This is a genomic window from Streptomyces sp. 142MFCol3.1 (genome assembly GCF_000424945.1).
Taxonomy (GTDB): Bacteria; Actinomycetota; Actinomycetes; order Streptomycetales; family Streptomycetaceae; genus Streptomyces; species Streptomyces siamensis.
Genome location: NZ_AUKV01000007.1, coordinates 240,163 through 254,195, shown reverse-complemented (window position 1 = coordinate 254,195; position 14,033 = coordinate 240,163). Strand labels below are relative to the sequence as shown.

Below are 14,033 nucleotides of genomic sequence, written 5' to 3'. Positions count from 1 at the left end.
ACAAGGTTCCTTGAAACTGACAGCGAGGCCGCTCAGGCGGCGTCCGAGCTCCTTGAACGGGGCCAGAGGCGGGGGTGGTGCCGTGTCGGCGCAGCACCACCCCCGCATCAGCTCCTCACACCACCGGTCGTGCCCGCTCCACGACGGTGGCCAGATCCAGACTGTGCGGCAGCGTGCCGAACGCCGTTCCCCAGTCGCCGCCCAGACGTGAGGCGCAGAACGCGTCGGCGACCTCCGCCGGCGCGTACCGCACGAGCAGCGCCCCCTGGAGCACCAGCGCGAACCGCTCGACGAGCCGGCGGGCCCGGCCCTCGATGCCGTCCAGGTCGGCGAGTTCGGTCAGCAGGTTCTTGATCGCCGCGTCGAGCCGGTGGTCGGCGCCGCGGGCCTGCCCCACTTCTCGCAGGTACGCGTCGAGAGCGGCCGGCTCCCGTTGCAGCGCGCGCAGCATGTCCAGGGCCTGGACGTTCCCCGCGCCCTCCCAGATGGAGTTGAGCGGTGACTCGCGCAGCAGCCGGGGCATGCCCGATTCCTCGACGTAGCCGTTCCCGCCGAGGCACTCCAGTGCCTCCGTCACCACCGGGGTGCACCGCTTGGTCACCCAGTACTTCGCGGCCGGCACCGCGAGCCGCAGAAAGGCCCGCTCCTGCTCGCCACCGTCGTCGCAGGCGGCGGCGAGCCGCATCGCGAGGGCCGTCGCGGCCTCGGACTCCAGCGCCAGGTCCGCCAGCACATTGCGCATCAGCGGCTTGTCGATCAGCTTGCTCCCGAACGCCTCACGGTGGGTGCAGTGGTGGACGGCCTGCGCGACCGCCTGCCGCATCAGCGCCGTGGCGCCGAGCACACAGTCCAGACGGGTCGCCGCGACCATCTCGATGATGGTGCGCACCCCGCGCCCCTCGTACCCCACCCGGCGCGCCCAGGTCCCGTCGAACTCGACCTCGGCGGACGCGTTCGACCGGTTGCCGAGCTTGTTCTTGAGCCGCTGGATGCGGAAGACGTTGCGGGCGCCGTCCTCCAGGACACGCGGGAGCAGGAAGCAGGTCAGCCCGTCCGGCGCCTGCGCCAGCACCAGGAACCCGTCGGACATGGGCGCCGAACAGAACCACTTGTGCCCGGTCAGTTCGTACGTCCCGTCCTCGGCGAGCGGTCGCGCCACCGTCGTGTTGGCGCGTACGTCGCTGCCGCCCTGCTTCTCCGTCATGCCCATCCCGAAGAGCACCCCGGGCTTTTGGGCGGCCGGCCGCAGCTCCGGGTCGTACATGGTGGACGTCAGCCGCGGCTCCCACTCGGCGGCGAGCGCCGGGTCCGTGCGCAGCGCGGGCACCGCAGCGTGGGTCATCGACAGCGGGCAGCCGTGGCCCGCCTCGACCTGCGACCACACCACGAAACCGGCCGCGCGCCGCAGGTGTCCGCCGGGCCGGTTCCAGGCCGCGGTCAGCCCCGCGGACACGCCCTTGCCGAGCAGCCGGTGCCAGGACGGATGGAACTCGACCTCGTCGATCCGATTGCCGTACCGGTCATGGGTGCGCAGCTCGGGCGGGTTCTCGTCGGCCAGCACCCCCCATTTCTGGGCCTGCGCCGAGCCCGCCGTGCGGCCGAGGGCCGACAGCTCCTCACGGACCTCGTCGAGGAGCTCCGGAGCGAGGTGCCGGCCGACCGCCTCCACGAGGGCCCGGTCGGCCGCGAACACGTCATATCCGACCAGGGGCGGAGCCTGGTTGGTCACGGTGTGGGTGCTGGCTGCCATACGGATACGGTAAGGAGGTGCACCAGGCAAAAGAAACACCCGAAGGGCCTCCCGCGGGCCGCTTCCACCGCGCTCGCGCGCTGTACCGGAACGTGTCGAAGCGACGGACCGCCTGGCTGCTGCTCAAGGACACCGTCAACTCGTGCATGGAGTACCGGATCCTGGGTCTGGCGGCCGAGGCCGCCTTCTTCACGCTCCTGTCCGTGCCGCCGCTGCTGCTGAGCTTGATCGGCATGCTCGGCTACGTGGACGACTGGACCGGCGCCGACACGATCGCCAGCCTGGAGTCCAACCTCCTGGAGGCGTCCCGCACGGTCCTGACCGAGAAGGGCGTCCACCAGATCGCCGAGCCGATCCTGCACGACGTGATGAAGGGCGGGCGCCCGGACATCATCTCCCTCGGTTTCCTGTTCGCACTGTGGTCCGGCTCGCGCGCGGTGAACGTCTTCATCGACACCATCACCGTGATGTACGGCCTCGACGGCACCCGCGGGATCGTGAAGACCCGGGTGATGTCGTTCCTGCTGTTCATCGTCGCGCTGCTGATCGGTTCGATCGCGCTGCCGCTGATGGTGGCGGGCCCGGACGCGGTGGTGAACGTCGTGCCCTGGTCGACGACCGTCGTGCAGGTCCTGTACTGGCCCGTCGTCATCGTCCTCTCGGTCGTCTTCCTCACGACGCTCTACCACGTCTCCGTGCCCGTGCGCTCACCCTGGGTCGAGGACGTGCCGGGCGCGTTGGTGGCCCTCGCCATGTGGGTGCTGGGCAGCTTCCTGCTCCGCATCTACCTGACCAACACCGTCGAGGGCCCCACCATCTACGGTTCGCTCGCCGCCCCCGTGGCCGTCCTGCTGTGGATCGGTGTGTCCGCCTTCGCGGTCCTGGTCGGCGCCGCCGTCAACGCCGCCATCGACCGGATCTGGCCGGCCGCCGCCACCGCCGCGGCCCGCGCCGCCAACGAACGGCTGCGCGAGGTGCAGGCCGCCGAGTACGTCGCCCGCGTCGCCGCCCACCGGTCGTACGACGCCGATCCCGACGACCCGGACATGCCCTCCGAGTTCCCGGAGCGCTGGTCCCGCTTCCTGCCCCCGGAGGACGTGACCTCCCGTCTGCGGACCCACGCGAAGAGCACCCACCCCAGCCACAAGAACGGCGAACAGCACCCTCCCGCGGAGTGATCACACCTTCCAGGTACCGCCCGGTGGCCCCGCTCACCCATACCGTCGTGTTCCGCGTGTTCTCCGCCATGTCCCTCAGTCAACGGGCGCCCGCCCCGGGCGGCCGTCACTGAACGCCTCATTCCCATAAGCGGACGTCCAGTGCGCGTTGCGGCCTGCTCTACGCTGACGCCATGGACGCACTCGCAGGCCTGCTGGAGGGCCCACGCGCGCGTGGGGCCTTCATGATCCGTGCGTGTTTCGACCCGCCCTGGTCCCTGCGCGTCGAGGACCGGGCGCCCCTGACGATCATGCTGGTGGTCCGCGGCGACGCCTGCGTCGTGCCGGACGGGGGAGAGGCGGTGCGGCTGCGAGCCGGCGACCTCGCCATCGCCCGCGGGCCCGACCCGTACCTGTGCGCCGACGATCCCGGGACCGCCCCGCAGGCGGTGATCCTCCCGGGCGGCGAGTGCAGCTACCCCGACGGACGTTCGCTGAAGGGCCGCTGGGACCTCGGGGTGCGCAGCTGGGGCGACCGGCTCGACGGCTCCACGGTGCTGCTGATCGGGACGTACATGATGCGGGGCGAGATCGGCGGCAGACTGCTCGACGCCCTGCCGCCGCTGCTCTCGCTCACCTCCGAGGTGTGGGAGTGCCCGCTGACGCCGATCCTCGCCGAGGAGATGGTGCGCGACGAGCCGGGCCAGGAGATCGTCCTGGACCGGCTGCTCGACCTGCTGATGATCGCCGCGCTGCGGGCCTGGTTCTCGCGCCCCGAGGCCGAGGCGCCGGCCTGGTACCGGGCTCTCGCCGACCCCGTCGTGGGCCGGGTGCTGCGGCTCGTGCAGGACGACCCGGCCCACCCCTGGACGGTGGCCGTCCTCGCCGCCGAGGCCGGGGTGTCCCGGGCCGCGCTGGCCCGTCGCTTCAGCGAACTCGTGGGTGAACCCCCGATGACCTATCTGACCGGCTGGCGGCTGGCGCTGGCCGCCGACCGCCTGCGGGACTCGGACGACACCCTCGAGTCCATCGCCCGCCAGGTCGGTTACGGCAGCGCGTTCGCACTGTCCGGCGCCTTCAAGCGGGTGTACGGCGTCAGCCCGCAGGAGCACCGGACCCGGGCGGCGTAGCGTGTCCCACGTGGCCGCCGAACCCCTCGCCGGCGCGTCCGGGTACGCCGAGCGCCCCTCCCGGCTGGCGGGCGCCGTGGTGTGGACGCGCGCGCCCGCGGGCGGGCCGGTGCGGTCCGTCCTGCCCGATGGGTGCATGGACCTGCTGTGGCACGAGGGACGGCTCATGGTCGCCGGGCCCGACACACGCGCGTACCGCCCACAGGGCGCACCGGGCCGCTGGGCCGGCATCCGGTTCTTCCCCGGCACGGCTCCCGCGCTCCTCGGCGTACCCGCACACGAACTACGCGACCTGCGCGTCGACTTGGCGGATCTGTGGCCCGCCGCGCAGGTGCGCCGCCTCGCGCGGCGCGTCGACGCCGCGGCCGACCCGCTCGGCGCGCTCGAAGAGCTCGCGCTGCGCCGGGCGGAGGAGGTGGCACCGCCCGACCCACTGCTCGCCCGGCTCGTGACGGCCCTCGAAGCGGGGCGCCCGGTCGCCGAGACCGCCGACGGGCTGGGCCTGGGCGCACGGCAGTTGCATCGCCGCTCGCTCGCCGCGTTCGGCTACGGGCCCAAGACGCTGGCCCGCGTGCTGCGGCTCCAGCGGGCGCTCGCCCTGGCTCGCGACGGGGTTCCCTTCGCGCAGACCGCCGCGCGGGCCGGGTACGCGGACCAGGCCCATCTGGCCCGCGACGTGAGGCAGTTGGCGGACACGACCCTCGGTGAACTGGTCGGCCGGCCGTAGCGGGCGGAGCTACTGCCCGGGCAGCCGGGCGAACAGGTCGACGCCGTTGCCGTCCGGGTCGTGCACGACGGCGTACCGCATGCCCCAGAAGGCGTCCCACGGCTTCAGCTCGCCGTGGTGACCCGCGCCGACCAGCCCCTCGTACACGGAGTCCACCTCCGCCGGGTTGTCGCAGAGGAAGGCCAGGGACGTCCGGCCGCCGCCGCTCGGTGGGCGCCAGCCGGCGTGGAAAGAGCGGATCGTCTCCTCCGTGTCGAGCGCCAGCCGCAGCCCGCCGGGCAGTTCCGCCTCGACGTGCGGCTCGGTCTCGGACCCCTCCGGGAAGACGAGCCCGAGGCGCCGGTAGAAGGCGAGGGAGGCGGCCATGTCGGAGACGACGAGGCCGATCACATCGAATCGTGGAGTCATGCGCCCACCGTAGGCGGGGCCCGTCCACCGGGTCTTGAACGAATCGGACACGCCGCGCGGCACCTCCACAGCGCGTCCGTCCCGGCGCCCCAGGACTGGTCGGAGGCCGGCCCCGGCCGGTGTCCGCGCTCCGCAATTTTCGGTTTCGCCGCCCCCCTGAGGACCTGCCCGGCCGGGCATAGGGTCGGGGCCATGACCCCGCGTGTCCTCGTGTACTCCCGCACCACCGACTACCGGCACGAGTCGATTCCTGCCGCCGTCGCCGCCGTGCGGTCCCTCGGCGACGCCCACGCCTTCGGCGTCGACGCGACCGAGGATCCCGCCGTGTTCGAGGCCCCCCTTGACGCCTACGACGCCGTCGTCTTCCTCTCCACCAGCGGGGAGGTGCTGACGCCCGCGGGCCGCGCCCGCCTCGCCGCCCGCCTCGACGCGGGCGCCGGCTTCGTCGGCGTGCACGCCGCCGCCTGCACCGAGTACGACTGGCCCTACTACGGCGATCTGCTCGGGGCCCGCTTCGCCCGGCACCCGGACCACCAGCCCGGCCGGGCGGTGGTGGAGGACCGGACGCACCCGGCGACCCGGCACCTGCCGCCCGTCTGGGAGTTCACCGACGAGTGGTACGACTTCCGGACCAGTCCGCGCGGTGCGGTGCGGGTGCTCGTCTCCGCCGACGAGTCCTCGTACGAGGGCGGCGGCATGGGCGCGGACCACCCGCTGGCGTGGTGCCACGAGCGAGGCGCCGGGCGGGTGTTCTACACCGCCTTCGGGCACGCTCCGCAGGCGTACGAGGACCCGGACTTCCGGGCCCACCTGCTCGGCGGCATCACCTGGGCGACGGGGAGGCAGCCGGCACCGGGCCCGTGCTCGACCGCTCCACCGGACGGGTCGACAGCTCCGTACGCGTGCCCTCCGGACGATCGCCCGCCATCATTCGCCGCGCCCAGCCCGGCCGGACACGGCGTGAAGCGGCAGGCGTTCGGTCCACAGTTCATGGAATGAGGTCCCGCCGAAACTCTCGGCATCCCGGACGCGACCCGGCCCGAGCGGCCGCGACACCTGCCCGAGCCACTGCGGACACCTCGCGCCCGACCTCGCGGCCTGTCCGCCGAATGGAGAGGTCGGCAGGAATACCGGGGGGCGATGTGGTGCTCTGAGGTGAACGGTTCGGAGCGTGAGGAGTTGGTGGTCGGATGGCGGCGGACGCGGATCTCCCGGCGCACGACCCGGTCGTCGCCACCCCGTACGGAGCGGTGCGCGGCCGGTACGAGAAGGGCGTCGCGGTCTTCCGTGGCATCCCCTACGCGGCCCCGCCGTTCGGCCCCCGCCGGTTCCTGCCACCGGTTCCGCCCGAGGCCTGGGCCGGCGTCCGCGACGCGGGTGCCTTCGGGCCCACCCCGCCCAAGCCGCCGTACTCCGAGGCCTTCGCACGCCTGCTCGCCGACCCCGTCGTGCCCGGCGACGACTGCCTCAACCTCAACGTGTGGACCCCGGAACCGGGGCGCGGCGCCCGGCTGCCCGTCATGGTGTGGATCCACGGCGGGGCCCTGACCCGCGGTTCCTCGGCCGTACCCGTCTACGACGGCCACTCCTTCGCCCGCGACGGCGTGGTCCTCGTCTCCCTCAACTACCGTCTCGGAGTGGAGGGTTACGGCCTCTTTCCCGACGCGCCCGCCAACCCCGGCCTGCGCGACCAGCTGGCCGCGCTGGAGTGGGTGCGGGCATCCGTCGCCGAGTTCGGCGGCGACCCGGACCGCGTCACCGTCTTCGGCGAGTCGGCCGGAGCCATCAGCATCGGCGCGCTGCTCGCCGCCCCACGGGCCCGGGGCCTGTTCCACCGGGCCGTCCTGCAGAGCGGGCCGCCCGAGGCGGGCGATCGCGACAAGGTGCGCCGGATGGTCCGCAGGATGGCCGCCCGGCTGAAGGTCCCGGCCACCGCGGAGGCGTTCGCCGCCGTCGACCGCGAACTGCTGCTGCGCACCCAGGCCGAGGTGGGCAGACTCAGCAGCCCCGTCCTCGGCGGGCCCGCGTTCGGCATCGTCGTCGACGGCGACCTGGTCCCGCACGACCCGCTGGAGGCCCTCGTCGGCGGTGCCTCACCCGACGTGGACCTCCTGATGGGCTGGACCAGCGAGGAGTACCGGCTGTGGCTGGTGCCCGGCGGGCTCCTGGAGAGCGTCGACCGGCTCGGGCCCGTCGCGCTGGCCGGAGCCATGGCCCGCTGCCGCTGCGGCCACGAGGTGCCCCGCGGCTATCGCGCCCTCCACCCGGCCGTGAGCACCGCGGATCTGGTGGGCCAGATGGTCACCGACCACCTGCTGCGCGTCCCGCTGCACCGGCTCGCGGACGCCCGCAGCGGCTCGTCCCGTACGTACGTCTACGAGTTCGCGTGGCCCTCGAACGTGCCGGACCTCGGTGCCTGTCACGCCCTGGAACTCGGCTTCGTCTTCGACACCTCCGACGTGCCCGAGTCGGAGAGACTCGCGGGCGAGGGCGCCCCGCAGGAACTCGCCGACGCGATGCACTCCGCGTGGGTGCGGTTCGCCGTCGACGGTGAACCCGGGTGGCAGACCTGGGACGACACGCATCCCGTGCGGGTGTTCGGCAGCGGCGAACCGCACACCGTCCACGGGCCGCGCGACCGCGAACTCGCCCTGTGGGACGCCGAGTCGGGCCGGCCCGCGCCGCCCGCCGGCCTGACCGGCGCCGCGGAGTCCGCCCCGATGCCGCGCGCGTCCGGCGGACTGCCCATGTGGGGAGCGGCACCACTGTCGGCGGTACGGCGACTGCGGAACTCGGGCCGCGCCCGGCGGTCCTGAGGCCGCGTCCGCCGCCGGCCCCGCCCGGCGTGTCCGCCGGCGAGGAAGCTGCCCGTGGTGCAGGGGAGCCGGACTACCGGCCGGGCGTCGGTGCGCCCGGCCCGGCCGGAGCCCGGACCGGCTCCCTGAGCCGAGCGCGGGCCGGTGGGTCAGGCGGGCTTCAGCGTCCGGGTGATCCGGGCGATCGCCTCGGGGCCCACACGGCAGCAGCCGCCGATGAGGCGGGCCCCGGCCCGCTGCCACCCCGTCACCTGCTCGGCGGTGAACGTGGAGCGGCCGGTCCACGACCGTGCCCGGGCGTCCCACGCCTCACCGCTGTTCGGGTAGACCACGACCGGCTTCCCGGTCACGCGCGCGGCGGTGGCCACGGCGCCGTCCACGTCCTCGGGCGCGCAGCAGTTCACGCCGACGGCGATCACCTCGTCCGCGTCGGCGGCCAGGGCGAACGCCTCCTCCAGAGGCTGTCCGGCGCGCGTCCGGTCCCCGGAGACGCTGTACGACAGCCACGCGGGCACGCCGAGACCGCGCACCCCCCTGAGCAGTGCCCGCGCCTCGTCCGTGTCGGGCACGGTCTCCAGGGCCAGTACGTCGGGTCCGGCGGCGGCCAGCACCTCCAGACGCGGCCGGTGGAACCGTTCCAGCTCCTCGACGCTCAAGCCGTACCGCCCCCGGTACTCCGAACCGTCCGCGAGCATCGCTCCGTACGGCCCGACCGAAGCGGCCACCCACAGCGGCCGTGCGACCCCCTTCGCCCGGGTGCGTCCGGCCGCCTCCCGGGCGAGCGCGACGCTCAGGCCGATGAGCTCGGCAGCCTCGTCCCGCGGGATGCCGCGCTGGGCGAACCCTTCGAAGGTCGCCTGGTAGCCGGCGGTGATCGCCACGTCCGCGCCCGCCTCGAAGTAGGCGAGGTGCGCCTCCACGACGGCCTCGGGCCGCTCCGCGAGCAGCCGTGCCGACCACAGCTCGTCGCTCAGGTCGTGCCCGGCCGATTCGAGCTGGTTGGACATGCCGCCGTCGAGGACGACGCTGCCACGGGAGAGCGCCTCGGCGAGGGTGCGGGGGGTGTCGCTGGTCATGCCACGACGCTAGTCGATGCGGTGGGCGGCATCCGGTCCCGTCCATCTGCTGAACGCCCGGCCCACGATGCGGGACGCGGCGACCAGCCCGCGACGCCGGGCCTGTGGCCGGGTGGGTCCGGGGCTGTGGTGTGAGGGCTCGGTGTCTGTGGCCGGCTGGGTCCGGACCTGTGGCGTGGAGCATTCCGGAGCCGTGGCCCGGAGCACTCGGTTCCCGCGGCCGGGGGCACCGGAGTACGGGCGTCCTGCCGCGAGCGGGGGCTCCCCGGTCGGGGCGGAGACGCGGTCGCCCCGGCGCCGATCCGGGCCGGGGCGGCCGCCGCGATGTCACGCGGGCGCTGTCACGCGTCGAACGCGGTGTCCCGCGCCACCTTCTCCCAGGTGGCGATCTCCGTGCGCCGCGCGTCGAGATGGGCGACCACGGCGTCGACACCGTCGCCGCCGAGCGGCAGCCGCAGGGGAGTCGGGGACCGGCGGCCGCTGGTGCGGGCATACGCCGAGGCGACCCGCACGGCGTCGGGTCACCGCACCGGAGGATCCGTGGCGCCCTGCCGGGCGGCTCGTGGCCGCCGTACCGAGTGACTCGCGGTCACCGCACCGGATGACCCGTCGCCGTCGAAGGGACGACCTGTCGTGGCGACGGCCCCGCAAGAAGCGGCCGACCACTAGAAAGCGCTTGTTCCAGGCGATACGGTCCAGCGGCCAGGTCTTTTGTGATCACGGCGGGCGGCCCGTGCTCGCCACCCGCGGCTCCGTGCGCGGCGGCACCGTGCCGGCGACGTTCGTCCGCGCCGGACTCGTCACCCACCGGCCGGTGTCCGAGGGCCTGGCGCGGGAGGGATGGACTCCTGGGGGCGCCCCGACCGGAACCGGAGCGCCCCAGGCCCGCAGGAAGGACTGGAACCACTGATGCACCTGCCGCCGCCCGACACCGCACTCAGCCCCCGCACCGGATACACCCGCGCCCACTGGGAGGCCGCCGCGGACGCGCTGCTGGCCGCGGTGGGGCCGTACGCCACCGAGGACCGCGCCCTGTACCACCTCCCCGGTGATCACGAGAGCTGGTCGGGCCGGCTCTCCGACGGCCTGGAGGGCTACGCCCGCACCCTGTTGATCGCCGCCTTCCGCCAGGACGAGAAGACCCTCGAAAGGTACGCGGACGGTCTCGCGGCCGGAACCGCGGGCGTCTGGCCGCGTATCGAGGATTGCAGCCAGCCCCTGGTGGAGGCCGCGTCGATCGCCCTCGCGCTGCGCCTGACCCGGCCGCTGCTGTGGGACCGGCTGGACGACGGTGTCCGGCAGCGGGCGGCCCACTGGCTCGGTGACGCGCTGACCGCCGAACCCTGGCCCAACAACTGGGAGTTGTTCCCGGTGACCGTCGGCGGCTTCCTCCAGGAGGTCGGCCACGAACCCGAGGCGGCGCGCACCGCCGTCGACCGCGGACTCGCACGCATCGAGCAGTGGTACCTCGGCGACGGCTGGTACAGCGACGGCCCCGGCCGCGCCTTCGACTACTACAACGGCTGGGCCATGCACCTGTATCCGGTGCTGCACGCCTGGCTGGCCGACGACAGCCGCCTCCTCGACCTGTACGGCACAAGACTCAAGGCCCATCTCGCCGACTACGCCCGCCTGTTTGGCGGCGACGGCGCCCCCATGCTGCAGGGCCGCTCCCTGACCTACCGCTTCGCGGCCGTGGCCCCCCTGTGGCTCGGCGCGCTCACCGGCCGCACCCCCCTGTCCCCGGGCGAGACCCGGCGGCTGGCCTCCGGCGCCCTGCGTCACTTCCTCGACCACGGCGCCGTCGACGACCGCGGTCTGCTCACGCTCGGCTGGCACGGCCCCGACGAGGCGTTCCTGCAGGGCTATTCGGGCCCGGCGTCCCCGTACTGGGCGAGCAAGGCCTTCGTCGGGCTGCTGCTGCCCCCCGATCACGAGGCCTGGACGGCGCGCGAGGAGCCGGGCCCGGCGGAGCGGGCCGACGCCGTCACCCCGGTCGGGCCGCCCAACTGGCTGCTCCAGAGCACTGGTTCGGACGGGGTCGTCCGCCTGCACAACCACGGCAGCGAGGACGCCCGTTACGACCCGTTCTACACGCGGCTCGCCTACTCGACGGCGACACGGCCCGCGCCTGCGCCCTCGTACGACAACAGCGTCGTCGTCGACGGCGACCCTGGTCGCACGGACATCGAGCCGCTGGGCGTCGGGGAGGGCTGGGCCGCCTCCCGGCACGCGGTCGCCGCGGACACCCGCGTCGTCAGTCTCGTGGTCGCGCACGGGGCGGTGGAGGTGCGCGCCCATCTGGTGATCGGTGCGGCTCCCGGCAGCGGCGTACGGGTCACGGGCTGGACGGCGGCGGAGGGGCTGCGGGCCGAACTCCTGCCCGCCCACGGCCTGTCGGGCAAGTCCGCCTCGGAAGGCGTCACGGGCGTCACGGGTGACGGGCCCACTCTGTTCGTCGCCGTGGCCCGGCTCACCGGCGACGCGCACCCCCGGCCCCTCGGGGACCTGGTGTCCGTGGAGGTGTCGCAGGACCGCGAGCTGTCCGTCGGCTGGGCCGGGGGCCCGTCGGCGCGGTTCCGGTTCGGGACGCCGGACGAGCGGTCCGAGCCGTCGGCGTGGACGGTGACGCCCGTGTGAGACCGCGCCGCTGCCGGGCCCGTGGCGCAGGGTAAGGTTCGGCGGCCGCCGAAGTGTTCCGCGGCTAGCGTGGCCCGTATGACCTCCCTCGGCACCCCGTTCGCGGCGCTGCACCACGCCGACGCGCCCCTGCTCCTGCCCAACGCCTGGGACCACGCCTCCGCGGCGCTCCTCGCGGGCCAGGGATTCGCGGCGATCGGCACCACGAGCCTCGGCGTGGCGGCCGCCGCGGGGCTGCCTGACGGCGCGGCGGCCACCAGGGACCTGACGGCGGCCCTGGCGCGGAGTCTCGGCACGGTCCCCTGCCTCCTGTCGGTCGACGCCGAGGACGGGTTCAGCCGGGATCCCGGCGAGGTGGCGGAGCTGGCGCGGGAACTCGCCGCCGCCGGGGCGGCCGGGATCAACCTGGAGGACGGTCTGGGTCCCGTCGGACTGCACGCCGAGAAGATCGCCGCGGTGAAGGCCGCCGTGCCGGACCTCTTCGTGAACGCCCGCACCGACACGCACTGGCTCGCCGACGGCGACCCGCGGGAGACGGAACGCCGCCTCGACGCCTACCGACAGGCGGGCGCCGACGGCGTGTTCGTGCCCGGCCTGACCGACCCGGTGCGCATCCGCGGCCTGCTGAGGATGCTGGACGTCCCGCTCAACGTCCTCTTCTCGCCCGCCGGGCCGACCGTCGCGCACCTCGGCGAGCTGGGCGTCAGCCGGGTCAGTCTCGGATCTCTCCTGTACCGGCGGGCGCTGGGCGCCGTCCTGGACATGGTGGGGGACATCCGGGCCGGACGCAGGCCCAGGGGGGACGCGCCGACCTACGACGAGGTGCAGGCGCTCAGCCCCCGGAGCGGTCCCGCGGGCCGATGAGCGTGCGGGCCAGCAGGTCCGCGAACTCCACGGGGTGCTCCAGGCAGCCCAGGTGACCGCCGGGGAACTCCACGAGTTCCGCGCCGGTGAGCCCGGCGAGCGACTCCGCCGTGCGGCGCGGCAGTCGACCCCGCGAGTCCCGCCCCACGCCGAATGAGAGACGCGAGGAGAGCCGCTTCAGGGCGTCCAGGTCCGGCGTGTGCGTGGCGAACGGGCGCAGGACATGGGCGAGGAACAGGCCCAGCGGGGAGTCCGGGCCGGGGGCGCCTCCTCCCTCGCCGGAGTGCTGCGACGGCGAGGCGCCGGTGCCGTCCGCCGTCACCACCTGCCGGGACCCGGGCGGCCAGGGGCGTCCTTCCAGCCCGGCGCCCAGGCGCTCGACGGCCCGCGCCACGCCCTCGGTACGGCAGATCGCGTCCACCTCGTGGACCATCGCGCGCTGCGCCTCCCGGTCGGGGAGCACCTCGACCGTCGGCGGCTCGTGCGCCACCACCCGCCTGACGCGCTCGGGGAAACGGGCCAGCAGGTCCAGGGCGACGATGCCGCCGGAACTGGTGCCGAAGACATGAGCGGAGTCGCCGGCCGGCAGGACCGTGTCGAGGAGCCGGCGGGCGTTCTCGCTCCACGCCCCGGCCCGCTGGTCCCCGACCGGCCCGTCGACGGGCCCACGCGACAGCCCGAGCGGGTCGTACGTCACCACGGTGAACCGCTCCGCGAGGCGCGCCGTGACGCCCTCCAGGCCCATCGGATGCCCGGCCCCGCCGGGGACGAGCAGCAGCACCGGACCACTGCCGCACACGGAGTGGTGGAACTCAGGCACGGTCGTCCTCCTCTGCGCGCGGCCAGTGCTCCAGGGCGATGTGCAGGGCGTCCAGCGCGCGCTCCCAGGACGCCTGGACGTCACGGGGCGCACCGAAGCCGCCGATGGCTTCGAGGTGGCAGTAGCCGTGGAAGGTGCTGCGCAGCAGGCGTACGGCGTCGGTCAGATCGGGCTCGGACAGTCCGTACCACCGGAGCATCCCGTAGGTCACCTCGGCGGTGCGCCGGGCGGTGGACTCCGGTACCAGACCAGGATCCAGCTGCATGTGCGTGGCCCGGTAGCGCCCCGGGCGTTCCAGCGCGTAGGCGCGATAGGCGTCGGCGAACGCGACCAGCGCGTCCTTGCCGGCCCGTCCCGCCACGGCGGTGGCGATCCGGTCGATCATCTCCCCGGCCGCGAGCAGCGCGATCCGGGACCGCAGGTCCTGCACGCTCTTGACGTGCGAGTACATGCTCGCGTCCTTCACCCCGAAGCTGCGGGCGAGCGCGGACACGGTGACGTTCTCGAACCCGACCTCGTCCGCGAGGTCGGCCGCGGCTTCCACGACCCGCTCGGTGGTGAGCCCTGCGCGCACCATGACTGACCGCCCCTCCGTGCCACCGGCGTATTGTCCCGGCGCGTTTCCTATTCCTTCTAGGAAACATC

General features: G+C 74.1%; 13 protein-coding genes and 1 pseudogene. 8 read left to right on the top strand and 6 right to left on the bottom strand.

Features of this window, described 5'->3' with window-relative positions; all coding sequences use genetic code 11:
* Positions 1-115 precede the first annotated feature (115 nt).
* Complete coding sequence (locus tag H305_RS0112530) at positions 116-1,750, bottom strand: acyl-CoA dehydrogenase family protein (RefSeq protein ID WP_028800687.1); 1,635 nt, start codon at positions 1,748-1,750, stop codon at positions 116-118.
* A 17-nt stretch (positions 1,751-1,767) separates the two neighbouring features.
* On the opposite strand from H305_RS0112530, the gene H305_RS0112525 reads away from it, so the two are divergent.
* The 3 genes from H305_RS0112525 to H305_RS0112515 all read left to right on the top strand — a co-directional run bounded on the left by H305_RS0112525 (position 1,768) and on the right by H305_RS0112515 (position 4,764).
* Positions 1,768-2,928: a YihY/virulence factor BrkB family protein gene (locus H305_RS0112525; RefSeq protein ID WP_078629008.1), complete on the top strand. Its 1,161-nt coding sequence runs from the start codon at positions 1,768-1,770 to the stop codon at positions 2,926-2,928.
* 173 nt (positions 2,929-3,101) lie between these two features.
* Complete coding sequence (locus H305_RS0112520) at positions 3,102-4,037, top strand: AraC family transcriptional regulator (RefSeq protein ID WP_028800685.1); 936 nt, start codon at positions 3,102-3,104, stop codon at positions 4,035-4,037.
* A 10-nt stretch (positions 4,038-4,047) separates the two neighbouring features.
* Entirely contained in the window at positions 4,048-4,764 is a 717-nt protein-coding gene (locus H305_RS0112515) for a helix-turn-helix domain-containing protein (RefSeq protein WP_028800684.1), read from the top strand.
* Between the two features lie 9 nt (positions 4,765-4,773).
* Here H305_RS0112515 and H305_RS0112510 read toward each other — a convergent pair whose 3' ends face one another.
* Positions 4,774-5,172 carry a VOC family protein gene (locus H305_RS0112510; protein ID WP_028800683.1) on the bottom strand — a complete coding sequence of 133 codons (399 nt, stop codon included), beginning with the start codon at positions 5,170-5,172 and terminating at the stop codon, positions 4,774-4,776.
* A gap of 192 nt (positions 5,173-5,364) precedes the next feature.
* On the opposite strand from H305_RS0112510, the pseudogene H305_RS45610 reads away from it, so the two are divergent.
* Positions 5,365-6,012 (top strand): annotated as a pseudogene (locus tag H305_RS45610) (ThuA domain-containing protein); the annotation flags it as partial.
* Positions 6,013-6,362: 350 nt separating this feature from the next.
* On the top strand, positions 6,363-7,988 hold the full coding sequence (locus H305_RS0112500) for a carboxylesterase/lipase family protein (RefSeq protein ID WP_028800682.1): 1,626 nt from the start codon (positions 6,363-6,365) through the stop codon (positions 7,986-7,988).
* A gap of 149 nt (positions 7,989-8,137) precedes the next feature.
* On the opposite strand, the gene mmuM is transcribed toward H305_RS0112500, so the two are convergent.
* Entirely contained in the window at positions 8,138-9,064 is a 927-nt protein-coding gene (gene mmuM, locus H305_RS0112495) for a homocysteine S-methyltransferase (protein ID WP_028800681.1), read from the bottom strand.
* A gap of 341 nt (positions 9,065-9,405) precedes the next feature.
* Positions 9,406-9,576: a hypothetical protein gene (locus H305_RS52315; RefSeq protein WP_420708051.1), complete on the bottom strand. Its 171-nt coding sequence runs from the start codon at positions 9,574-9,576 to the stop codon at positions 9,406-9,408.
* Between the two features lie 221 nt (positions 9,577-9,797).
* Here H305_RS52315 and H305_RS53365 point away from each other — a divergent pair, with 221 nt between their 5' ends.
* The 3 genes from H305_RS53365 to H305_RS0112475 all read left to right on the top strand — a co-directional run bounded on the left by H305_RS53365 (position 9,798) and on the right by H305_RS0112475 (position 12,568).
* Positions 9,798-9,974, top strand: coding sequence for a hypothetical protein (locus H305_RS53365; RefSeq protein ID WP_158690519.1), 177 nt, complete (start codon positions 9,798-9,800; stop codon positions 9,972-9,974).
* Positions 9,974-11,704, top strand: a complete 1,731-nt coding sequence (locus tag H305_RS0112480) for a DUF2264 domain-containing protein (RefSeq protein ID WP_028800680.1) — start codon at positions 9,974-9,976, stop codon at positions 11,702-11,704. The genes H305_RS53365 and H305_RS0112480 overlap by 1 nt, the downstream gene beginning before the upstream one ends.
* Before the next feature lie 78 nt (positions 11,705-11,782).
* Positions 11,783-12,568: an isocitrate lyase/PEP mutase family protein gene (locus tag H305_RS0112475; protein WP_028800679.1), complete on the top strand. Its 786-nt coding sequence runs from the start codon at positions 11,783-11,785 to the stop codon at positions 12,566-12,568.
* Here H305_RS0112475 and H305_RS0112470 read toward each other — a convergent pair.
* Positions 12,537-13,388 carry an alpha/beta fold hydrolase gene (locus tag H305_RS0112470; RefSeq protein ID WP_028800678.1) on the bottom strand — a complete coding sequence of 284 codons (852 nt, stop codon included), beginning with the start codon at positions 13,386-13,388 and terminating at the stop codon, positions 12,537-12,539. The genes H305_RS0112475 and H305_RS0112470 overlap by 32 nt on opposite strands.
* The gene (locus H305_RS0112465) at positions 13,381-13,965 is read right to left on the bottom strand and encodes a TetR/AcrR family transcriptional regulator (RefSeq protein ID WP_028800677.1); all 585 of its coding nucleotides are present in this window, start codon (positions 13,963-13,965) and stop codon (positions 13,381-13,383) included. Before H305_RS0112465 ends, H305_RS0112470 begins: the two co-directional genes overlap by 8 nt.
* Positions 13,966-14,033 lie beyond the last annotated feature (68 nt).